Raw genomic sequence first — 19,542 nt, forward strand, 5'->3', positions numbered from 1 at the left:
GGGATGGGTCATGAGCCTCGATGCGCACTATTTCGCCGACCTGTACGCCCACGACGAGGACCCTTGGGCGTTCCGCACGCGCTGGTACGAGCGGCGCAAGCGCGATCTCCTCATGGCCTGCCTGCCGCGCCAGTACTACCAGCGCGTTTTCGAACCGGCGTGCGCCAACGGCGAGCTGAGCGCCGCGCTGGCCGAGCGTTGTGCCGAACTGCTGTGCCAGGACCTCGACCCGACCGCCGTGCGGCTGGCGCGTGAGCGCCTGGCCGCCATGCCCAATGCCACGGTCGTCAAGGGCCGGCTGCCCGTCGACTGGCCGGGTGAGCGTTTTGACCTGATCGTGCTCAGCGAACTCGGCTATTACCTGGACCCGACCGACTGGTTGCAGGTCATCGAGCAGACGGTGGGCAGCCTGACCTGCGACGGCGGTGTGCTGGCCTGTCACTGGCTGCACCCGATCGCCGGCTGCCCCCAGGATGGGCGTCAAGTTCACCACCTGCTGGCCAGCCACCTGCCGTTGTATCCGGTTTGCCGCCATGAGGAAGCGGACTTCGTGCTGGAGTACTGGTCGTGCCAGCCCAGCGTGGTCGACCTGCAAGAGACCTGCCCATGATCGCGGTGGTGATCCCGGCGCACAACGAAGCCCGGCGTCTGGGCCGTTGCCTGAAGGCCATGGCCGCGGCAGTGGCGGTGGCCGAGCAGGCAGGCCATCGGGTCGAAGTGCTGGTGGTACTGGACCGTTGCGTCGATGGCAGTGCCGCCGTGGCTCGGCAGCATGGTGTGCATACCATGGCGGTCGAAGCTGGCTGCGTTGGCATGGCGCGGCGGCTCGGGGCGGCGCTGATGCTCGAGCGCGGTGCCTGCTGGCTGGCCTGTACCGATGCCGATAGTCAGGTCCCGCCACACTGGCTGTTGTCACAGCTCGCCTGCACCGCCGAAGTGGTCTGCGGCACGGTGCATATCGCGCATTGGCAACCCTGGCAACGCGCCGCACTGCGCAAGCGCTACCTCAGTGGCTACCAGGCCTGCGAAGGGCACAGGCATATCCACGGTGCCAATCTGGGCGTCTGTGCGCAGGCTTATGAACGCGTCGGTGGGTTCCGGCCGCTGGCGGCCCATGAGGACGTGCAACTGGTGCATGACCTGGAGGCCAGCGGCGCGCAGATCGTGTGGACGGCCAAACATAGCGTGGCGACCAGCAGCCGCCGCGATAGCCGGGCACGGGAAGGGTTTGGTGATTATCTGGCGCGTCTGGACTCGACGCTGCAGTAGCACTGCCCGCGTCAGGAGGCCTTGCGCGGGCGCTTGGCCGGTTTCTTCTCTGCCGGTGCCTTCTCTGCCGGTGCTTTCTTGCCGCCCTTGCCGCCCAGGCTGCGCTTGAGCAGTTCGGTCAGGTCGATGATATCGGCGCCCTTCTCTGGCACTGCATCGCCCTTGTCCACCACGCTGATCTTGCCCTTGCTGGCCTTTTCCTCGACCAGGTCCATGATGGTATGGCGGAAGGCGTCATGGTATTCGTCCGGCGCCCATGTCCCGCTCATGTCCTCGACCAGGCGCTTGGCCATGTCCAGTTCACGCTTGTCGACCTTGGTTTCGGTCACGCTCTTGTCCAGCTCCAGCGACTCCACCCCACGTACCTCGCCGGGCCAGCGCAGGGTGATCATCACCAGCGCATCCTCCAGCGGGCGCAGCAGCGCCAGGTGCTGACGGGTGTGCAGCACCACCGTGGCCAGGGCCACCTTGCCAGTGCTTTCCAGGGTTTCGCGCAAGAGCGCATAGACCTTGCCGCCGCGACGGTCGGGGCTGAGGTAGTAAGGCGTATCGAAGTGCTGCAACGGGATTTCGCTGGCCGCGACGAAGGAGAAAATGTCGATGGTTTGCGTCGCTTCGGGCCGAGCGCTGCGGATTTCTTCCTCGCTGATCACCACGTAGCGGCCCTTCTCGAACTCGACGCCCTTGACGATGTTGTCCTTGTCGATGTCCTTGCCGGTGACCTTGTTGATCCGCTTGTAGCCCACCGGCTCCATGCTGCGCTTGTCGAGCCAGTCGAAATCGACCCGTTCGGTGCGCACGGCGGTGTTGAGCGAGACCGGGATATGCACCAGGCCGAAACTGATCGCACCTTTCCAGATTGCCCTGGCCATGGCGAGCCTCCTAAGGTTGCAGCGGTTGGCTGGAGCGCATCGCGCCGCAGCGCTCGCACTGTTGGCAGACCAGGCCATTGGCCTCAGCGCTCACAAGGGTACGCCAGTGGCAGCCACGCAGCAGGCAGACAAGGGTCATCAGCCACCTCCTTGGCCCGAAAAGGTCGGGCACTTACTTGAAGTGACTGCGCGGCGCGGTGAAGGTTTACTCCAATTGCGCCCTGCCCCTCAGCCTTCGCTGCTGAACAACACGCGCTTGAAGGCCTCCGCCGCCAGGTGAACCTGCACCGACCAGTCGTCCGCTGCGTCACTGCCGGCGTCATCGGAGATGTATTTCAGGCATACGAAGGGGATACCTTCCGTGCCGGCGATCAGGGCCAGCACATAGGCTTCCATGTCGACGATGTCGTAAGGCGACTCGCCGTGGTTGACCTCGAAGCTGTCGCCGCTGCCGCAGACCCCCAGTGGCAGGCCGGGAATCGCCTCGCCATGCTCCAGCAGCACCGGGATGTCCGACAGCGGCGTCTCGTAGCGGGCGAAGCCCAGTGGGGTCACGTCCATGTCGCGCTGCACGAAGCGCGTGCAGCACACGACTTCGCCTTTGCCGTAGCGCTGGCTGCCGGCCGAGCCGAGGTTGACGATGAGCTTGGGACGGTGCTGCTGCACCGCTTTTGTCAACGCGATGGCGGCATTGACCTTGCCGATACCCGTGAACACCGTGTTGACGTCGGCGAACACGCTACCGGCTTCGGCCTCAAGGGCGAAGACGAACAGGGTGTCGGCGAGGGAAATGTGGGGGAATTGCTTGATGAGCAGCATGGCGCGGGCGGTTCCGAATGGCTTGCGAGGGCGCAGCCATTGTCGGCAAACCCTGCCCGAATGCAAGTGTTCGGCAAAACCTTGCGCCAGCAGTGCCAGGTCGCCCCGGCACTGCGCAGGCTTCAATTACGAGCGGCCGCCCTTGTGGCCTGACTCGCGGTCCTTGTTCATATCGGCATCCTTACGGCCCGATTCGCGGTCCTGGCTCATGCCACCGCCGGAGGACTGCCCGCCCTTACGTCCGGCGTCGGAAGCTTTTTGCCGGTCATTGGCGAAGTTGCCTGGGTTCTTGGTGCCACCCTGGCCGCCCTGGCTGCCGGTACGGCTGTTCTCTTTGTTAGCCATGGTCTGAAACCTCATGTGACTTCGGAAATGCACGGCAGAACGCCGTACATAGGTTCGGAGTTCGGCGATAGCGAGGGATTCGTTTTATCGCCAAGCGTTCGGACCGGTGGCGTTAATAAACGGGCGTTACTTATTTGGTGCGCCGGGTTGTCCGTCGCTGCTGTCCAGTTGCCGCTGGCGCCTGCCCAGCCAGCCCCCGGTCAGGCCCCAGCCCACGGCGATCAGCGCACCGATCAGCATGGCCATCTGCGGGTGCTCGGCAAACACGTCCAGCGCCCGCTTGACCCAGCCACTCAAGGCGTCACCGCCCCGATAGACCACGGTATCGATGAAGCTCTTGGCCTTGTACTTGTCCTCGGCCGGCAACACCGTAAAGAGCATTTCTCGCCCCGGCCTTACCAGCGCGTACTCGCCTGCCCGACGGACCACCATGACCACCACGAAAACCGCAAACACCGGAGCCAGCGCCAACCACAGGAAACCTGCCGCCATCACCAGTGGCACGGCCACCAGCAACACGCCGACGCCCATGCGCCTGGCCAGGCGCCCGGTAATGAACACCTGGGTAAGGATCGCCAGTACCTGCACCACGCTGTCGATCAGGCCGAACACCTGGGTCTGGCGGGTGCGGTCGGTGAACGTCTCGCTGACGATGCGGGCCTGTTCGAAATACAGAAACGTACTGACGCTGGCCAGCAGTACGACGAACAAGGCGATGCCCAACAGATACGGTGAACGCAGCACGGCCGTTGCCCCGGCGAAGGGATTGCCGCCCAAAGGCCGCGAGTCGGGCTGTTCGCTCGCCGCAGGCAAGGGGTGGCGGTCGCGCCAGCGCTGCAGGTACTCGGCCGCGACCATGCTACCCAGCAGAAACAGGCCCGCCAGCATGACCAGGCCCGCATGGCCCAACGGCGCGACCAGCAGCGCGCCCAGAATCGGCCCGCTCAGCCCGCCCAGGCTCGCACCCGCCGCCAGCAGGCCGAACAGTCGCTTGCCCTGCTCGCTGGCGAACAGGTCGGTCAGCACGCTCCAGGCCAGCGAAATGGTCAGCAGGTTGAACACCGACAGCCAGATATAGAAGGCCCTCGCCTGCCCTACGTCGTCCGGCTGACAGGCGAACAACACCGCGAACAGCAGCAAATTGCTGACGAAAAACCCGTAGGTCCAGTGCAGGATATGCCGCCGCCGCACCTTCGAGGCCAGCCAGCCGAACAGCGGCAGGCACGCCAGGGTGGCGATGAAGGTGCCGGTGAACAGCCACTGCAGGTTGTCGACACCCCCGGCCACACCCATGGTCTCGCGCACCGGGCGCAACATGAAGTAGCCGGTGAACAGCAGGTAGAACAGCGCAAGCCCCGCGACAACGGCCGGCCCCTCGCCAGGCCGGATGTTCAGTCCCTGCTCCAGCTGTTTGCGCCAGCGGGCCACGGCCTTAGCCGAACTGCTGGATCAGCGCCTGTTGCTGCGCCTGGCTGAGCAAAGGTTCATGCCCGGCCTTGAGTTGATCGAGCTGGCGCTCGGGGCGGCCGGTCGCGGGGATTACCGTGGTCACCGCCGGGTGGCTGATGGCGAACTTGAGAAACAGCTGCGCCCAGCTGCCGATGCCGGCTTGCGCCGCCCAGGCGGGCAGCGGCTGATCCTTGACCCGGCCGAACAGGCGGCCATCGTCGAACGCCCGGTTGATCAAGACCGCCACGCCCTTGTCCTGGCACAAGGGCAGCAGTTCGCGCGCGGCTTGCGGCGCGTTGACCGAGTAGTTGATCTGGATGAAGTCCAGCGGCTCACGGCGCACGATGCTGGCGACTTCATCGTGACCACTGTTCAAGTAATGGGTAATGCCGACGTAGCGGGTCTTGCCCTGCTGCTTGAGTTCACGGGCATAGGGCAGTTGCGTCTGCCAGTCCCGCAGGTTGTGGATCTGCAGCAGGTCGACCTTGTCGGTGCGCAGGCTTTTCAGGCTGCCCGCCCATTGCGCCTCGGCGTCGGCTCGGCTGTCGGCGGCGATCTTGGTGGCGATGAAGCATTGCCGGTGCCAGCCGCCCTCCTCCAGCAACTGGCCGAGCACACTGTCGGCGCCGCCATAGTTCGGCGACGTGTCGATGACTTTGCCGCCGCCGTCGAAAAACGCCTTGAGCACTGCCTTGAGCTGTTGGAACTGGGCCGAATCGGGCGCCACCTCGAAACTGCCGGAGGTGCCCGCGCCGATCACCGGCAAGGCCTCGCCCGTGGACGGGACCTTGCGGGTCAGCAACCCGGGGGAGGTAGCGGCGTGCAACCAGGGACTGGCGGCCAACAAGCCCAAAGCCGCACTGGCACGTAGGACATCGCGACGACCATACATGGAAAAGCTCCCGTCATAAGTCGGAAACTTTCAAGGCTAGCCGCTCCCGCCTGCACTGGCCGGTGATTCTGTGTCGGGATGTTTAGGGCTCAAGCCTGCAGCAGCAGGCTCAGGTCCAGGCCGGCTTCGGTCATGGGCGGGCACCAGTAGTATCCACCGGTCAGTGGCCGGCTGAAGCGGTACAGGCCGTCGATGATGCCGTCTTCCAGCCCGCTCATGCGCCGCAGCTGCACTTCGAAGGCCTCCAGGCTGTGGCCCAAGGCGACGAACGCAAGGCCGGCGCCGCGGCTGTCGGCCCAGGCTACCGAACGGCGGACCATGAACGCCTCGGGCTCGAAGCTTTCCTGGGCAGTGCGCTTGACGTGGGCCGAGTCCGGAGCGTCGTCGAGCTCTTCGTTGTCGGCCAGGCGTCGACCGATGATGTTGTCCTGGTCGGCCTGGGGCAGTGACTTGAAGTATTCCAGGTCGTGCTTCCACAGCTGGAAAGCGGCGAAGCTGGAGCCCGCCAGGCCCGGCTGATCGCCGGCCACGATGGCGGCCGCCACGGCGTCCTCGTCGACCGGATTTTCGGTACCGTCCTCGTAACCGGTCAGGTCATGGCCGCCACGGTGCAGGAAACCGTCAACGCTGTCGGCCAGCCGCAGGGCCGGGGCCAGTGCAGCTTCCAGGGCTTGGGCCTGCAACAGCAGGTCGCCGCGTTCGTCGCCACGCAGCCACAGCCACAGGGCGTGCTGGGTGCTTGGGTTCTCCACCACCGTATCCAGCTGCGGAAACGCTCGCAGGCCAGGCACTTCACGGCCCAGCGCTTTTACCAGCGGCGCGCCGATACCGACAATCAGACGCTGGCCATCCACCTGTGGCAGCAGCGCATCGAGCGCCGCAGGCAGGGCTTCGGGCGACTGCAACGTGAAGAACAGATGGCGGGCCTGGGCCGGCACCGGGGTGGCAAGCAGACCTTGCTGGAACGGCATGACGGGCTAATCCTTTCGCTAAAAGCGGGAATGCTACTGCGCCAGCATCGCTACCGCAACGCAGCCAATGCCGCAGGGGTAAGGGCGCGGCTTGCGGCAAGCAGGGCTTGCGGATAGGATGGTTAGCATTGAAAGTGGTAATCATGATTACCGCGAGGAGGAGCAAATGGCCCAAGCAGCAGACATCTTCAGTATTGGCCACCCCGCGGTGGGCAATGTTCGGGAGTTACTGACACGCCTGGAGAAAGCCAAGGGTCGTGCCCAGTCGAAGACCGGCATCGTCATCGAAGTGAACGCCGACAGCGCAAAGCAACTGGACGTCTACGTCAGTGCGCTGGAAATGCTCGGGCAGTACTTCTCCGCACGCGTGGCGGGCGCACCCGAAGAGGCCGTCAAACTGATCGTGCAGGCCTTGGTTCCGGCCAAACCTGTGACCTCCACGCAGCTCAAGCAAGCGCAAATGCTGGCGAAAGCCAAGACCGCCGTGCTGCAGAGCGGTGATTGGGTAAGCGCGGGCGAAATCGCCAGCCTGGCCAACTTCAGCGCGGCCAACCCCAGCTCGCAACCGAGCAAATGGAAGCGTGACAAGCGCCTCTTCGCCATCCGCCATGAAGGCGTCGACTACTTCCCGCTCTACGGGCTCGATGAAACGACCAGCTATCGTCCGCTGCCGGTGCTCAAGGAATTGATCACGGTGCTTGAACCGATGAAAGATGGCTGGGAAATGGCCTACTGGTTCATGTCCGTGAACAGCTGGCTTGGCGCCAAGCGCCCGCAGGACCTGCTGCGCAGTGCACCCGAACGCGTCGTGGCGGCTGCCCAGCAAGAGGTTGCCGGTATTACCCATGGCTAAACCCCCGAGGCTGCCGGTCCCCGGTGAGGCATTGAACCTCTCGTTCATTACCCTGGCGGCCGGCACCCTCCTCCATCGCATCCACAACAAACGCTTCGGCGCTGCGCAATACAACCCGACCGGCGTGGGCGATGCCCGCTTCAGCCCGATCAAGGATGCGGCCGGTCAAGTCATCCCCACCCTGTATGCCGGTACCACGTTCCACTGCGCGGCCATGGAAACGGTGTTCCATGACATACCCTATGCCCCGGGTTTCAAAGCCGTGCAGCAGCGCCGCTACGTCGGCAACCTTCATTCACAGGTGGTGCTGGGCGGCGACCTGCAACTGGTCGATCTGTCCAGCAAGGCCCTGCGCCTGCTGGGGGTGCCGCGCTCGCAACTGATCGACACCGAGGCAGAACGCTACCCCTACACACGGCAATGGGCCGAAGCCATCCACGCCTTTGCCCCGCAAGCACAGGGGCTACGCTGGGTATCGCGGCAGGACGATGAGGCCGTTGCGATCGTTCTGTTCGGCGACCGGGTGGCCGGCACTGTGCTACAGGCCCACGCGGCCAGCCGAGACTTGTTGAGCGACCCAGCCACGTTCTCCGACCTGCTTGATTTGGCTGAGCGCATAGGCGTTCTGCTGCTGCCTGATGCAGACTGAAGCGCAGCGCGCCGCTCAGTAACAAAAAGTTACCTAGCGATGGCGCTATGCAATTAGCGATCGCCAGAGGCCGACCTAGACTCTCCGGATCCTTCATCCGAGTGCTTGCCCATGACCGCCTCGCCCTTGCTCACCGCCTTCCTGCCCCTGGCCCTGGGCATCATCATGCTCGGGCTTGGGCTGTCGCTGACCCTGGCCGACTTCGCCCGGGTGGTGAAATACCCCAAACCCGTGGTGGTCGGACTGGTGTGTCAGATTCTGCTGCTGCCGTTCTTGTGTTTCCTGATCGCCAATGGCTTTGGCCTGGAGTCGGCGCTGGCGGTCGGCCTGATGCTGCTGGCGGCCTCACCGGGCGGCACCACTGCCAACCTGTTCAGCCACCTCGCCCACGGTGACGTGGCCCTGAACATCACCCTGACAGCGGTCAACTCACTGATCGCGATCCTGACCATGCCCTTGCTGGTGAACCTGTCGCTGAGCTGGTTCATGGCCTCCGACCAAGCCATACCGCTACAGTTCGCCAAGGTCATGCAGGTGTTCGCCATCGTCCTGCTGCCGGTGGTGCTGGGGATGCTGATTCGTCGCTGGACGCCAGCGTTTGCCGCGCGCATGGAAAAACCGATGAAGTTGGTGGCCGCGTTGTTCCTGGCCTTCACCATTGTCCTGGCGATGGCCAAGGACTGGCAGACGGTGGTCGAGTACGCGCCCGTGGTCGGTCTGGCGGCCTTGGTGTTCAACCTGGTCAGCCTGACGGTGGGTTACTGGGTGCCGCGTTTGCTGAGCATTCCCAAGCGCCAGGCCATCGCCATCGGCATGGAGATCGGCATCCACAATGGCACCCTGGCGATCGCCCTGGCCCTGAGCCCGTCACTGCTGAACAACGCCACCATGGCGGTGCCGGCGGCGCTGTACAGCCTGATCATGTTCTTTACCGCTGCCGCGTTCGGCTGGTGGGTGAGCCGTGGGCATGCTGGCGTGGAGACAACCGCCAAGGGGGAAGCGGCCAACTGACGCTCAGGCGCGGTCGCGCCGAGCCTGCAACTGGCGCTTGAGCACTTTCAGGGGCGGCGCATAGAAAAAGCCGAACGACACACTGCCGGTGCGGCCCTTGATCGCGTGATGCAACCGGTGGGCGCGATGCAGGCGCTTGAGGTAGCGGTTCACCGGCCGTGGCTGACGCGGCCAGTGACGATGGAACAAACCGTCATGCGCCAGCACGTACAGCACCCCGTAGCCTGCCACGCCCGCGCCGACCCATTGCAGCGGTGCATGGCCGGCCTTGCCCAGCGCCACCAGCGCGGTGGCGATCAGGCCCAGGGCCACCAGGTACAGGTCGTTGGTTTCGAGCATGCCCAGCTGCGGTTCATGGTGCGAACGGTGCAGCCACCAGCCCCAGCCATGCATGATGTACTTGTGCGCCAGCGTGCCGACACCTTCCATGGCCACCAGGGTGCCAAGCAGCACGAGGAAATTGAGCAGCATGTAACGGTCCGGGTGAAGGTGAAAAGTGCCGCAAGGGTACCGATTGCCCGCCTTTTTTTCCATGCGGCAGTGACCGGTTGTAGGGCATTTCTCGATTAAGCCATTGTCATCTTTCTGCCCTTGACCCCGCTTGCTGCCGGGCGTAAGGTCCGCGTCGCAATTTCGCACCCCTGCACAGGAGTCCTGAATTGGACAGTAGCCCCAGTCGCTTGCGACAGGCCCACTCGGCGAGCTAGTCCGGCAGCGTCCTGCCACTGTCTCGCCCCTGGCCAGACGGTGGAATTTCTCCCAGCCCCTTGCGGCTGCATTCCCCTCTCCCCTTTGTGGTCCTGCGCATTTCTGGTTTTTTACAGCCACGCCATCGACATGGCGTTCGAGCGGGCATTTGCCCCGCGCTAGAGGTTTGCTATGGATTGGAAAGTCTTTCTGCTGCGTGTCAGCATTGCCCTGCTGCTCGGTGCCCTGATCGGTGCCGAGCGCCAACTGCGCCAGCGCCTCACCGGCCTGCGCACCAACGCGCTGGTCAGCACCGGCGCCTGCCTTTTCGTATTGATGACCCAGGCTGTGCCGGGCATGGCCCCCACCGACGCCTCGCGCGTTGCCGCCTACGTGGTTTCGGGTATCGGCTTCCTGGGTGGCGGCGTGATCATGCGCGACGGTTTCAATGTGCGCGGCCTGAACACCGCCGCCACCCTCTGGTGCACTGCGGCGGTCGGCGTCCTGTGCAGCCTTGGCCTGCTGCTGGAGGCGACCCTGGGTAGCCTGGTGGTGCTGTGCGCCAACATCCTGCTGCGCGACATCGCCCAGCGCCTGGATCGCCAGGAAGTGTTGCCGGCCAGTGAAGTCGAACAACGGTTCGAGGTGCGTGTCGTCTGCCGCGCCGAGGACGAAATCCAGGTGCGCAGCCTGATGCTGCACAGCCTGGGCGACCCCGAGCTGCGCCTGCAGTCACTGCATAGCGAAGACCTGCCCAACCCAGCCCGCCTGGAAGTACGTGCAGAGCTGCTGGGCAACCCGCAGGCGCCGGCACAACTGGAGCGCCTGGTCAGCCGGGTGAGCCTGGAAAAAGGCGTGAGCTCGGTGCGCTGGCAGCTGCAGCCACAGGCGATGACTACGGATTGAGGAACATGCAATGCTTGTACGCCCTACCCGCTATGAAGATGTACCACACCTCATGGCCATTGAGCGCTCCGCCGCGCAAGCGTTCGCCCAACGCCCTGAACTGGCGTGGCTGGCCCTAGGTGAAGTGCTGGATGGGGATACGCACCAGGCATTCATCGATTCAGGTCGCAGCTGGGTGGCAGAAAAAGCCCAGGGCCCGTTACTGGGCTTCATCTGTGCCTGCCTCCAGGGCCAGGCGTTGCATATCGAAGAGCTGTCCGTGCGCCTGGAGGCCCAGGGCCAAGGCATCGGGAGACGCCTGCTGGATGAGGTGGTCGCCGCTGCCCGACGCGCTGGCCTGCAGCAACTGACCCTGACCACATTCGCCGATGTGCCCTGGAATGCGCCTTTCTATGCACGCTACGGCTTCGAAGTGATTGCCCACGACCAACTGAGTGCGCGGTTGAGCACCGTGATGGCCGGCGAGCGCGCGCAGGGGCTGGAGGGCCGATGCGCCATGCTACTGGATCTGCGTTGATTCACGCTTGCGCGGCTTCCAGGTAGAGGCCTGACTGTCAGCAGGGCTTTCATGCGTCAGGGTCGTCCACATGGGCTTGCACGGCTTCCTCCAGCGCCCGCCCGTGGGCCTGGTCTGCCAAGGTCTTGAGGGCCAACCAGTCGTCCCAGTCGATTGCGCCATCGTCACGCAAAGCCTCGGCGGTGCGCACCAGGTCGTGATGGTAGGCATCCGGGGACTCACGCCGGTAACTGGCGTCATCGTACTGGGCATACCAGGCCTCAAGCTCGGGAATGCTGCGTTCGATGCTCATGGCTCTGCTCCTTCGCTGCAACCTTTGAAGGTGTGAGCATTGCAGCGGTACATCGTTCAACACCAACGCAGCGTTCACTACCCTTTATCGGCTGCCTGGCCTTGGGCCAACTGTGCGTGGCAGGTCTTGAGCGACTCATCACGCTTGAGCAATTCGTCTTTCAGGTACTGCAACTGCCGCCCCTGCTCTGCGCAGATACCGCGTTTGTCTTCCAGGCTCTGCTCCTGCGCCTGCAATTGCCGGCGCATTTCTTCGCTGGCGCCTTGGGCCTGGGCCAGGATCGTGCGCAAGCCCTGGATCTGCGCATCGCGCTGTTCCAGCAGCTGGTCCTGTACCTGACGCTCGCTGCTGGCCTGGCGGTGTTCGCCGAGCAGGCGCTCGTTGTCGCGGTGCAGGCGGGTCAACTCGTCCTGCTTGACGATCATGCCCTGCTGCAACTGACGCAGTTCGACCTGCAGCTGTTGCACCTGGGCTTCGTGACGCCGTTGCTCTTGCTCGCGCTGCTCGCGGCTGGCCGTGCGGTAGTGCTCCAGGGCATCGCGGGCGTGCCGGTGCTTCTCTTCCAGCGAGCGCACCTGCTCGTCCTTGTCGGTCAGGCGCACCTGCAGCTCACCGAGCGCCTGGTTGAGGCTGGCGCTGCGCAGCTGTTCGGCCTGCAACGTGCTGTGGGTGGAGGCCAGTCGCTCCGACTCGGCTGCCAAGGCGGCGTCCTGAATCTGCTGTTGCTGGTGAGCGGCCGCCAACGCCTGCTGAGCTAGCTGCAGTTGCGATTCGAGCTGTTCGCGCGCTTGCTGGAAGGCCGCTTCGGCTTGCTCGACGCAGGTGTCTGCTTCTTCTTGCAGCTGCGTGGCCAGCTGTGCCACCAGCTTCGACAAGGGTTCGCTGAGCGCTGCCGTGCCCTGGAGTGCGGCCGGCTTCAGTTCTTCCAGCTCCTTGAGGTAGCGATGGATGGTGGTCTTGGAGCCCGTATTACCCAATTGGATACGTACTGCATCGATGCTTGGGTGTTCGCCCCGGGCGATCAGCACCTGCCTTGCCTGTTGTACTACCGCCTTGTTGATGCCGCCCCGGGCCATGGTCGCTCCTACGATTTCGTACCGTGTTACGTATTATGTAATTACAGATGTATTGTGTCTTTTCTAAGCGGAATACTCAATGCATTTCTATCACTGAATAATCACGGCTTATCGCATGTGAAAGTTTGGATTGACGAAATTTCGCCGCAGATGCTGTACGCAAAAAAAAACCGGCCCTGAAACCACGGGGCCGGGTATGTCGGCAAAACGCCGACCAGCGTCGATGATCAGTCGCGCGCAAGCGCGTCTGGGCGTAGCAGCCAGGCTGCAAGTGCGGGGAGCAGCAGAACGGCGCCCAACAGGTTGACCAGGAACATGAACGCCAGCAGCACGCCCATGTCGGCCTGGAACTTCAAAGTCGAGAAAGCCCACGTCGCGATCGACAGCGTCATGGTGACCGCCGTGAACACCGAGGCAGTACCGCGCTGCTTCAGCGCTTCGACAAAGGCATCGCGCAGGCTCATCCGCCCTTCCTGCATTTCGTGCTTGATCCGTTCGAACAGGTAGATGCCGTAGTCCACGCCCACGCCGACCCCAAGCGCGACCACCGGCAAGGTGTTGACCTTCACACCGATGCCCAGCAACGCCATCAGCGCGTTGCACAGCACCGTGACCAATGCCAGCGGTACGATCACGCAGAGCGTGATGCGCCAGCTGCGGAACATCCACAGGCACAGCAGCGTGACCGAAGCGAACAGCGCACCGTTCACCAGCCGGTCGCCGGCGTGCACCACTTCGTTGGTGGCGGCCATGACCCCAAGGTTGCCCGAGGCCAGCTGGAAACTGACCTGATCGTTGTCGTGGGCGGCCTTGAAGGCCTTGATCTTGTCCATCAGCGTGCTGATGGTGTCGGCCTGATGGTCGCGGGTGTAGATCGACACCGGAATCGCGTTGCAGGCACTGTTCATGTACTCGGTACCCACCCGCGTGGCAAAGCCGACGCCCTGGGCGATCTGGGCGGTGGACTCGGGCAGCACCCGCCATTTCAGGTCGGTCTCGGCGTAGGCCTGGGTAATGCTGGCGACGAAACCGGCCAGGCTGCGCACCGACGACACGCCGTCATCCTGGCGCAGGTACAGCTCCAGCTCAGCGACAGGGTCGAGTACCTCGCGCTTCACGCAAGGGGTTTCTTCATCCCCGCTGGCCCGGGCGATCACCTGCAGCAGGTCGACGCCGATGGCGAAGTCACGGGTAATCACCGCCACGTCCTGGTTGTAACGCGAGTCGGCGCGCAGTTCCGGCACGCCTGCGCCGATGTCGCCCACGTGCAGGTTGCGCGCCTCGAACAGGCCGACAGCCAGCAGCAACGCCGCGCACCCCAGTGCCCACGCTGCGCCGCGGCGGGTAGCGAGCACGCCAAGGCGCTCCCACAGCCCGGCGCCGAGCGTTTCCTTGCCGCGCAACTTGCTCGCATCGGCGGCGGACAGGCGCATGAACGACAGCAGGATGGGCAGCAGCATCTTGTTGGTGACGATCATCACCGAGACACCCAGCGTCGCAGTGATCGCCAGCTCGCGCACCATCTCGATGTCCACCAGGGCAATTACCATGAAGCCCAGGGCATTGGCCAGCAGTGCCACGGCACCCGGGATGAACAGCTTCTGGAAGCAGTTGCGCGACGCGGTCACGCCATCGGCACCGTGCAGGGTTTCCAGTTTCCAGGCGTTGGTCATCTGCACGGCATGGGAGACGCCGATGGAGAAAATCAGGAACGGTACCAGGATCGACATCGGGTCAAGGGTCAGCTCCAGTAGCGGCAGCAGGCCCAGCAGCCAGATCACCGGTACTGTCGCGCAGATCAGCGCCCAGCCGGTGAGCATCAGCGACCCGCAGTACCAGTACAGCAGAACGGCGGTAATCACGAAGGCGATGACGAAGAACACCAGCACCCCGGAGGCGCCGTCGGCGATGTCGCCGATGGACTTTGCAAAGCCGATGACGTGGATGCTGATATCGGCCGTCTGGTTCTCCTGGCGGATCTGTTCCAGGCGCTTGGCCACTTGCTGCAGGTCGAGGCGCTGGCCGGTGGCCGGGTCGGTTTCCTGCAGATTCGCCACCACCATGGCCGAGGACAGGTCGTTGGAGACGATGCGCCCCACCCAGTCGGACTTGAGGGTGCGTTCACGGGCCTGGGCGATCTGTTGCTTGGTGCCCGCGTAGCTGGAGTCGACCAGGTTGCCGCCGGTGAAACCGTCTTCGACGACTTCGGTGTAGCGTACGTTCGAGGTGAACAACGACGTCACCGAACTGCGCTCGACACCGTCGATGAAAAAGACCTCGTCGGATACCTTGCGCAACACCGCCATGGCTTGCGGGGTGAATACCTCGCCCCGGTTGTTCTTCACCGCCACCAGCACTTTGTTGGCGCCGCCAAAGTCCTTCTGGTAGTCGAGGAAGGTCTTCATGTAGGGGTGGTGCAGCGGGATCATCTTGAAGAACCCCGCCTCCACCTTGAGGTGGCTGGCACTGTAGCCAAGCCCCAGGGTGATCAGGACGAACAGCGCGAGCAACGGCTTGCGCTGGTGAAAAATCCAGTAGGACACCCGCCCGACCAGCCCGCGGGAGAAAGCCTGGCGCGCCAGTTGGCCATCAAGGTTCTGCTGCATGCTCATCGATCATTCCTGCCCTTTGCGTGCATTCACGGTAAGCGGCATGACGCCGCGATCGCCCACGGCCAGCAGCGTGCCGTCGTCCTGTTCGAGGGCGCGGGCCAGGCTTGCCTGGGTGGAAGGCTGGGCAGCAAAGCTGCGGCCCTGGTCGTCGCTGGCCAGCAGCAAGCCGCTGTTGCCCATCAGCAGCACGCGGCCCGAGCGCAACTGCACGGCGCCGTTGAGGGCGAAGGTGGTGCCGGTCTGGCGCGGCTGCCAGGTCTGCCCGCCATCGGCGGAGTACCAGAGGTTGCCGCGCATGCCATAGATCAGCAGGCCGCCGCCCTTGAGTTGCAGGGCACCGAACAGGCTGCCCTGGTAAGGACTCTGCAGTGCCTGCCAGTGCTCGCCCTGGTCCGTGGAGCGGGCCAGGGTGCCGCTCTCGCCGACCATCAGCCAGTCGCCATTGGCCAGGGCGATGACTTGCGAGATGTGCCGGTCGAAGTCCTCGCCCAGCACGCTCAGGCGTTGCCAGGTTTGCCCCTGGTCGGTCGACAGCAGGTACAGGCCGAAGGCGCCCCAAGCCACCAACCGCCCTTCCCTCAGCGCGGCGACACCCAGCAAGGCATCCTCACCGCTGTCGGTTTCAACCGCCTGCCAGTGCAGGCCACCGTCGTCGGTACGCAGCAGTGTGCCGCCGTGGCCCACGGCAACACCTCGCTGTGGGTTGACGAAGGCCACCCCGGCTAGGGTGCGGGTGGTCGAGGTGCGCACGCTTTGCCAGTCATGGGCATCGTGCGGCGAGCGCAGCACCACGCCGCGTTCGCCTACCGCGATCAGGTTTTCACCGGTGTCGGTAAGGTTGAGAAGCAGTACCCGGTCAGGTCGCACGGCATCATCGGGCACGGGCGCCTGGGCACAAACCAGTGAAACAGGCAGGCACAGGCCCGCCAACAGCAGCAGATATCGTGACGACATGAGCGCGATTCCAGTGACCGGACGGGCCACCGTGGGTGGCCCGAGCCTGGTTCAACGAACGGGGTGGGGGTTATTTGCCCATGCGCCGAAGGGCGTCAGGCTGGAAGTCGGCGAAGCGGCCCTTGATGCCGAAGGTCCAGGGCTGGGTTTCTTCGTTGGCAAGGCCGGCCAGGTAGTAGCTGCCGTTGCTCAGGTCATGCCAGATGTTCGCCCGGTACCACGGCACCTGGGCGTCGTAGAACTGCACCAGCGGGTGCACGCCGACACGCCACAAAGTGCCACGGGTGTCATAGGCGTCACTGGCCAGCACGGTCCAGGAGTCCTCGTCGAGGTACATCACACGCTTGCCGTACACGTGCTTGGCGTCCGGGCGCAGCGTCCCCTCCACCACCCACACCCGGTGCAGTTCATAGCGCATGTAGTCGGGGTTGGGGGTATTGGCCGTCAGCACATCCTTGTACTTCACCTCCTTGGCGCCGAGCTTGTAGTCGTTGTAGGGCACGTACATTTCACGCTTGCCGACCAGTTTCCAGTCGAAGCGGTCGGGCGCGCCGTTGTAGCCATCGAAGTCGTCGGTCACCCGCAGCCCTTCGGTGCCATCGTTGACGTTGTCGTAGGCCAGGTCCGGCGCGCGCCGCACACGGCGCTGGCCGACGTTGTAGATCCACGCCGAGCGCACTTCCTGGACCTGATCGATCGGCTCGTGCACCAGTTGCACGGTACCGGCCAGCGTGGCCGGCGAGATGAAGCGTGCCGAATAGTTGAGCAGGCGGTTGTCCGACGCTTTGTCCATGTTGGCATCGAACACGCGGTTTTCCTGGATGCGCAGCGTGTAGTAGTCACCGCTGCCGCGTACCGGGAACGAGGCATAGGTGCGTTGCAGGCCGCCACCCAGGTAACGCAGGTTGTGGTTCCAGATGGCTTCCAGGCCGTTCTGCGGAATCGGGAATGGCGTGGTGGTGCCATTGAGCTGGCTGACGCCGAAGCCGTTGAGCTGGGCGTGCACCGCCTCCTGGCGGACCTTGGCGGCGATGTCCGGCGGGACTGCAGCGGTGCGGTGGCTGGGGTACACCGGCATCCGGAACGCCGGGTACTTCGCCAGCAACGCCTGCATCCCGGGCGTGACCTTGTCCTTGTACTGCGCCAGGTTGGCGGCGGTGATGGTGAACAGCGGCTTTTCGTTGGCAAACGGGTCGACGTAACCCTGGGCAGGGCTCCAGCCTGCCGGCGGCTGGGTCATGCCGCCGGTATAAGGTGGAATCGTGCCGTCGGCGTTGCCGGCCTTCTCGCCACCCAGTGGCGTCAGGTCGTTGCCCAGGCGCGCGGCCTGTTGCTCGCTGATCTGGGCCTGAGCCTGGCTGCACCAGGCCAGCAGGATGGCCGCTGCAAGGCCGCCCAGGCGTGCGGCGCGGAGTGTCTTGTTCATCGATGTCACCTCTTGTTGTTGTTCTGTCAGAAGCTGTAGCTGTAACTGGCGGCGTAGAAATCGCGGTCGTGGAGGGGGTCGTATTCGGCACTGTTGTCGAAACTGACGTAGCTGAAATCGAGCTTGTGCTGCTTGTTGTAATCGAAGCTGATACCCAGGGCGGAGGTGATGCGGCCTTCGTTGAACTGGCCATCGGCCGACACGCCATCGACATCCTGGCCGAAGAAGGCATAGGGCGACGCCGTCACGCTGGTGCCGAAGACGTTGTTGTAATCGAGCTGCCCGCGCAGGCGATAACCCCAGGCGAAGTCGGTGATGTAGCCGTCGTTCTTGCAACCGGCCGGGCTGGTGTTAACCAATCCGGCCACCGGATTGCTGCAGGTGCTGCCACCGGCGGGAATGGTCGGGGAAGAACCCAGCCCGTAGATGAAGCCGCGTCCGTAGCGACGATCGCTCTCCCCTTGCGGCACGTTGTTCCACTGGAAGCCTGCTTCGGCCACCACGGTCAGGTTGTCGGCCTTGAGCACGTTGGGGAACACGTTGACGCCGTTGACCTGGAATTGGGTCTTCTCATAGCGATCCCAGCCGGCGGTGAACGGCGAACTGTTCAGGCGCACTTGCTGCACCAGGTCGGCCGCCGGGCCGATACCGGCCAGGGCACCGTTGAGCAGGTCGGCGCCGTTGATCTGCACCGGCTGGTTCGGCGAATAGCTCAGCTCCGAGCCGATCGACCAGCCCGCCAGGGTGGTGCTGAAGCTCAGGCCGAACAGGCGAATGTCCTCGGGGTATTCCCAGCTCGGCCCGACGAACTGACCGTTGGCATTGCGGGCGGTGGGCGTGCCGGCGTCGGGAAACTCCGACAGCCTCGCCGAGTCGGTGCTGCGCAGGCCCAGGTACGGCGTGCGCGAATGGTAGTTGAGGTAGTAAAGGCCGACTTCGCCATCCAGCGCATCGACCGGCAGGCGCAGCGCCACGCCCCATTGGCCGCTGTCGTGCGGGTCCTTGCCCTTGACCTCCGGCAGGTAGGCGCCGGCGGCGATCTTGTCTGGCGAAGACGGATTGGTGCCACCAAGGAACGTACCAAGCTCGCAGTCACCGTAGTCTTGCCCAACACCACTCTCGGTGACCGACCAGTAGTGGCCGCAACCTTCGATGGCGGTGCTCTCGTACTTGAGCTGGTAGAAAGCCTCCAGCGAGACACCGGCCGGCAGGCCGATGTTCATGTAGGCCATCCATACCGGAATCAGCGCTTCCTTGAGCTCGGTGCCTGGACGCCGCAACGCCGGCACGTCCAGCGGGTTGATCTGATTGATGCCCTGGATGAACACGCTCTCGCCCCAGTTCACCACCTGGCGGCCCAGACGCACCTGGACGGGGGTTTCTTCAAGGTAGAAGGTGTTGTAGGCATAGGCGTCGAGCAGGTACACACCGCTGAACTTCTGCAGGTCTGCGGTACCGTCGTCGTTCAGGGGTTTCTTGCGATAGCCATTGTTGGCACTGCCGAAATTCACGTCCTCGTCCTTGAGGGCCTCGTCGTACCAACCCTTGACCCGCACCAGACCGCCCATGTCGCCGTTGCGCAGCGACAGGTCGGTGACGAACTTGGCGACGCTACTGAATCGGTCGCCCTTGTCGTAGTTCAGGTTGCCCGCATCCACCGATCCGCCGGTGCCACCGGACTTGCCCCGCAGCGCACCGTTGGCGGCGCTGAACAGGTCGTGGTCCTGGTTTTCGGCGCGCCACTGCGAGCCGACCGACAATGTGGTGTTCCATTCCCCTTCCCAGCCGTTCTCCAGCTGAAACGGCAGCGCCTGCGCGGCACCGGCGCTGGCCAGGGCGACGGCCACGGCCAGAGGCGTGAAGAGGTAGCGACCAAACGCGTTCTTGTTGTTGTGCATGCAGGTCTCCGGTACCGCCCTTGCCGTGGCGGGAGGTTGCGACC

The 19,542-nt window shown here is 64.2% G+C and carries 21 protein-coding genes; 7 read left to right on the forward strand and 14 right to left on the reverse strand.

Features of this window, described 5'->3' with window-relative positions; all coding sequences use genetic code 11:
- Positions 1-10 precede the first annotated feature (10 nt).
- Positions 11-610, forward strand: a complete 600-nt coding sequence (locus ACIPZB_RS07370) for a class I SAM-dependent methyltransferase (RefSeq protein WP_400639586.1) — start codon at positions 11-13, stop codon at positions 608-610.
- Entirely contained in the window at positions 607-1,269 is a 663-nt protein-coding gene (locus ACIPZB_RS07375) for a glycosyltransferase (protein WP_400639587.1), read from the forward strand. Before ACIPZB_RS07370 ends, ACIPZB_RS07375 begins: the two co-directional genes overlap by 4 nt.
- A gap of 11 nt (positions 1,270-1,280) precedes the next feature.
- On the opposite strand, the gene ACIPZB_RS07380 is transcribed toward ACIPZB_RS07375, so the two are convergent.
- From ACIPZB_RS07380 to ACIPZB_RS07410, 7 genes are all read right to left on the reverse strand, one after another.
- On the reverse strand, positions 1,281-2,141 hold the full coding sequence (locus ACIPZB_RS07380; protein WP_400639588.1) for a Ku protein: 861 nt from the start codon (positions 2,139-2,141) through the stop codon (positions 1,281-1,283).
- A gap of 10 nt (positions 2,142-2,151) precedes the next feature.
- Positions 2,152-2,280: a PSPA7_2676 family Cys-rich small protein gene (locus ACIPZB_RS07385; protein ID WP_008090012.1), complete on the reverse strand. Its 129-nt coding sequence runs from the start codon at positions 2,278-2,280 to the stop codon at positions 2,152-2,154.
- A gap of 89 nt (positions 2,281-2,369) precedes the next feature.
- Complete coding sequence (locus ACIPZB_RS07390; RefSeq protein WP_400639589.1) at positions 2,370-2,960, reverse strand: nucleosidase; 591 nt, start codon at positions 2,958-2,960, stop codon at positions 2,370-2,372.
- Positions 2,961-3,086: 126 nt separating this feature from the next.
- Positions 3,087-3,305, reverse strand: coding sequence for a KGG domain-containing protein (locus tag ACIPZB_RS07395; protein WP_008090016.1), 219 nt, complete (start codon positions 3,303-3,305; stop codon positions 3,087-3,089).
- A gap of 126 nt (positions 3,306-3,431) precedes the next feature.
- Positions 3,432-4,733 (reverse strand): NTP/NDP exchange transporter, encoded by a 1,302-nt coding sequence (locus tag ACIPZB_RS07400; protein ID WP_400639590.1) that lies wholly within the window; start codon positions 4,731-4,733, stop codon positions 3,432-3,434.
- Between the two features lie 4 nt (positions 4,734-4,737).
- Entirely contained in the window at positions 4,738-5,646 is a 909-nt protein-coding gene (locus ACIPZB_RS07405; RefSeq protein WP_400639591.1) for an aldo/keto reductase, read from the reverse strand.
- A gap of 89 nt (positions 5,647-5,735) precedes the next feature.
- Complete coding sequence (locus tag ACIPZB_RS07410; RefSeq protein WP_400639592.1) at positions 5,736-6,617, reverse strand: Dyp-type peroxidase; 882 nt, start codon at positions 6,615-6,617, stop codon at positions 5,736-5,738.
- Between the two features lie 166 nt (positions 6,618-6,783).
- Here ACIPZB_RS07410 and ACIPZB_RS07415 point away from each other — a divergent pair, with 166 nt between their 5' ends.
- From ACIPZB_RS07415 to ACIPZB_RS07425, 3 genes are all read left to right on the forward strand, one after another.
- Complete coding sequence (locus ACIPZB_RS07415; RefSeq protein WP_400639594.1) at positions 6,784-7,470, forward strand: hypothetical protein; 687 nt, start codon at positions 6,784-6,786, stop codon at positions 7,468-7,470.
- A complete protein-coding gene (locus ACIPZB_RS07420) occupies positions 7,463-8,119 on the forward strand; it encodes an RES family NAD+ phosphorylase (protein ID WP_400639595.1) in 657 nt (218 codons plus the stop codon). The genes ACIPZB_RS07415 and ACIPZB_RS07420 overlap by 8 nt, the downstream gene beginning before the upstream one ends.
- A gap of 111 nt (positions 8,120-8,230) precedes the next feature.
- A complete protein-coding gene (locus ACIPZB_RS07425) occupies positions 8,231-9,130 on the forward strand; it encodes a bile acid:sodium symporter family protein (protein WP_400639596.1) in 900 nt (299 codons plus the stop codon).
- A 3-nt stretch (positions 9,131-9,133) separates the two neighbouring features.
- On the opposite strand, the gene ACIPZB_RS07430 is transcribed toward ACIPZB_RS07425, so the two are convergent.
- Positions 9,134-9,601 carry a sterol desaturase family protein gene (locus ACIPZB_RS07430; RefSeq protein WP_400639597.1) on the reverse strand — a complete coding sequence of 156 codons (468 nt, stop codon included), beginning with the start codon at positions 9,599-9,601 and terminating at the stop codon, positions 9,134-9,136.
- A gap of 408 nt (positions 9,602-10,009) precedes the next feature.
- Between ACIPZB_RS07430 and ACIPZB_RS07435 the strand changes: the two genes are divergently transcribed.
- A complete protein-coding gene (locus tag ACIPZB_RS07435; protein ID WP_008089476.1) occupies positions 10,010-10,723 on the forward strand; it encodes an MgtC/SapB family protein in 714 nt (237 codons plus the stop codon).
- Positions 10,724-10,733: 10 nt separating this feature from the next.
- Positions 10,734-11,240, forward strand: coding sequence for a GNAT family N-acetyltransferase (locus ACIPZB_RS07440; RefSeq protein WP_400639598.1), 507 nt, complete (start codon positions 10,734-10,736; stop codon positions 11,238-11,240).
- Positions 11,241-11,289: 49 nt separating this feature from the next.
- Here the strand turns inward: ACIPZB_RS07440 and ACIPZB_RS07445 are convergent, their stop codons facing one another.
- The 6 genes from ACIPZB_RS07445 to ACIPZB_RS07470 all read right to left on the reverse strand — a co-directional run bounded on the left by ACIPZB_RS07445 (position 11,290) and on the right by ACIPZB_RS07470 (position 19,498).
- Positions 11,290-11,532, reverse strand: a complete 243-nt coding sequence (locus tag ACIPZB_RS07445) for a hypothetical protein (RefSeq protein WP_400639599.1) — start codon at positions 11,530-11,532, stop codon at positions 11,290-11,292.
- 77 nt (positions 11,533-11,609) lie between these two features.
- The gene (locus ACIPZB_RS07450) at positions 11,610-12,608 is read right to left on the reverse strand and encodes a DNA-binding protein (protein WP_400639600.1); all 999 of its coding nucleotides are present in this window, start codon (positions 12,606-12,608) and stop codon (positions 11,610-11,612) included.
- Positions 12,609-12,835: 227 nt separating this feature from the next.
- Positions 12,836-15,220 carry an RND family transporter gene (locus tag ACIPZB_RS07455; protein ID WP_400639601.1) on the reverse strand — a complete coding sequence of 795 codons (2,385 nt, stop codon included), beginning with the start codon at positions 15,218-15,220 and terminating at the stop codon, positions 12,836-12,838.
- 3 nt (positions 15,221-15,223) lie between these two features.
- A complete protein-coding gene (locus ACIPZB_RS07460) occupies positions 15,224-16,174 on the reverse strand; it encodes a WD40/YVTN/BNR-like repeat-containing protein (RefSeq protein ID WP_400639602.1) in 951 nt (316 codons plus the stop codon).
- A 70-nt stretch (positions 16,175-16,244) separates the two neighbouring features.
- Entirely contained in the window at positions 16,245-17,600 is a 1,356-nt protein-coding gene (locus ACIPZB_RS07465; RefSeq protein ID WP_400639603.1) for a DUF1329 domain-containing protein, read from the reverse strand.
- A 26-nt stretch (positions 17,601-17,626) separates the two neighbouring features.
- A complete protein-coding gene (locus ACIPZB_RS07470) occupies positions 17,627-19,498 on the reverse strand; it encodes a DUF1302 domain-containing protein (RefSeq protein WP_400639604.1) in 1,872 nt (623 codons plus the stop codon).
- Between the last annotated feature and the right edge of the window lie 44 nt (positions 19,499-19,542).

The sequence above is a fragment of the Pseudomonas sp. NPDC089396 genome (assembly GCF_044749545.1).
In the GTDB taxonomy this organism is placed as follows: Bacteria; Pseudomonadota; Gammaproteobacteria; order Pseudomonadales; family Pseudomonadaceae; genus Aquipseudomonas.

Bases quoted from the DNA above. Each gene is read 5' to 3' on its own strand.
- ACIPZB_RS07370 (WP_400639586.1), top strand. From the start codon at position 11: ATGAGCCTCGATGCGCACTATTTCGCCGACCTGTACGCCCACGACGAG.
- ACIPZB_RS07375 (WP_400639587.1), top strand. From the start codon at position 607: ATGATCGCGGTGGTGATCCCGGCGCACAACGAAGCCCGGCGTCTGGGC.
- ACIPZB_RS07380 (WP_400639588.1), bottom strand. From the start codon at position 2,141: ATGGCCAGGGCAATCTGGAAAGGTGCGATCAGTTTCGGCCTGGTGCAT.
- ACIPZB_RS07385 (WP_008090012.1), bottom strand. From the start codon at position 2,280: ATGACCCTTGTCTGCCTGCTGCGTGGCTGCCACTGGCGTACCCTTGTG.
- ACIPZB_RS07390 (WP_400639589.1), bottom strand. From the start codon at position 2,960: ATGCTGCTCATCAAGCAATTCCCCCACATTTCCCTCGCCGACACCCTG.
- ACIPZB_RS07395 (WP_008090016.1), bottom strand. From the start codon at position 3,305: ATGGCTAACAAAGAGAACAGCCGTACCGGCAGCCAGGGCGGCCAGGGT.
- ACIPZB_RS07405 (WP_400639591.1), bottom strand. From the start codon at position 5,646: ATGTATGGTCGTCGCGATGTCCTACGTGCCAGTGCGGCTTTGGGCTTG.
- ACIPZB_RS07410 (WP_400639592.1), bottom strand. From the start codon at position 6,617: ATGCCGTTCCAGCAAGGTCTGCTTGCCACCCCGGTGCCGGCCCAGGCC.
- ACIPZB_RS07415 (WP_400639594.1), top strand. From the start codon at position 6,784: ATGGCCCAAGCAGCAGACATCTTCAGTATTGGCCACCCCGCGGTGGGC.
- ACIPZB_RS07420 (WP_400639595.1), top strand. From the start codon at position 7,463: ATGGCTAAACCCCCGAGGCTGCCGGTCCCCGGTGAGGCATTGAACCTC.
- ACIPZB_RS07425 (WP_400639596.1), top strand. From the start codon at position 8,231: ATGACCGCCTCGCCCTTGCTCACCGCCTTCCTGCCCCTGGCCCTGGGC.
- ACIPZB_RS07430 (WP_400639597.1), bottom strand. From the start codon at position 9,601: ATGCTGCTCAATTTCCTCGTGCTGCTTGGCACCCTGGTGGCCATGGAA.
- ACIPZB_RS07435 (WP_008089476.1), top strand. From the start codon at position 10,010: ATGGATTGGAAAGTCTTTCTGCTGCGTGTCAGCATTGCCCTGCTGCTC.
- ACIPZB_RS07440 (WP_400639598.1), top strand. From the start codon at position 10,734: ATGCTTGTACGCCCTACCCGCTATGAAGATGTACCACACCTCATGGCC.
- ACIPZB_RS07445 (WP_400639599.1), bottom strand. From the start codon at position 11,532: ATGAGCATCGAACGCAGCATTCCCGAGCTTGAGGCCTGGTATGCCCAG.
- ACIPZB_RS07450 (WP_400639600.1), bottom strand. From the start codon at position 12,608: ATGGCCCGGGGCGGCATCAACAAGGCGGTAGTACAACAGGCAAGGCAG.
- ACIPZB_RS07455 (WP_400639601.1), bottom strand. From the start codon at position 15,220: ATGAGCATGCAGCAGAACCTTGATGGCCAACTGGCGCGCCAGGCTTTC.
- ACIPZB_RS07460 (WP_400639602.1), bottom strand. From the start codon at position 16,174: ATGTCGTCACGATATCTGCTGCTGTTGGCGGGCCTGTGCCTGCCTGTT.
- ACIPZB_RS07465 (WP_400639603.1), bottom strand. From the start codon at position 17,600: ATGAACAAGACACTCCGCGCCGCACGCCTGGGCGGCCTTGCAGCGGCC.
- ACIPZB_RS07470 (WP_400639604.1), bottom strand. From the start codon at position 19,498: ATGCACAACAACAAGAACGCGTTTGGTCGCTACCTCTTCACGCCTCTG.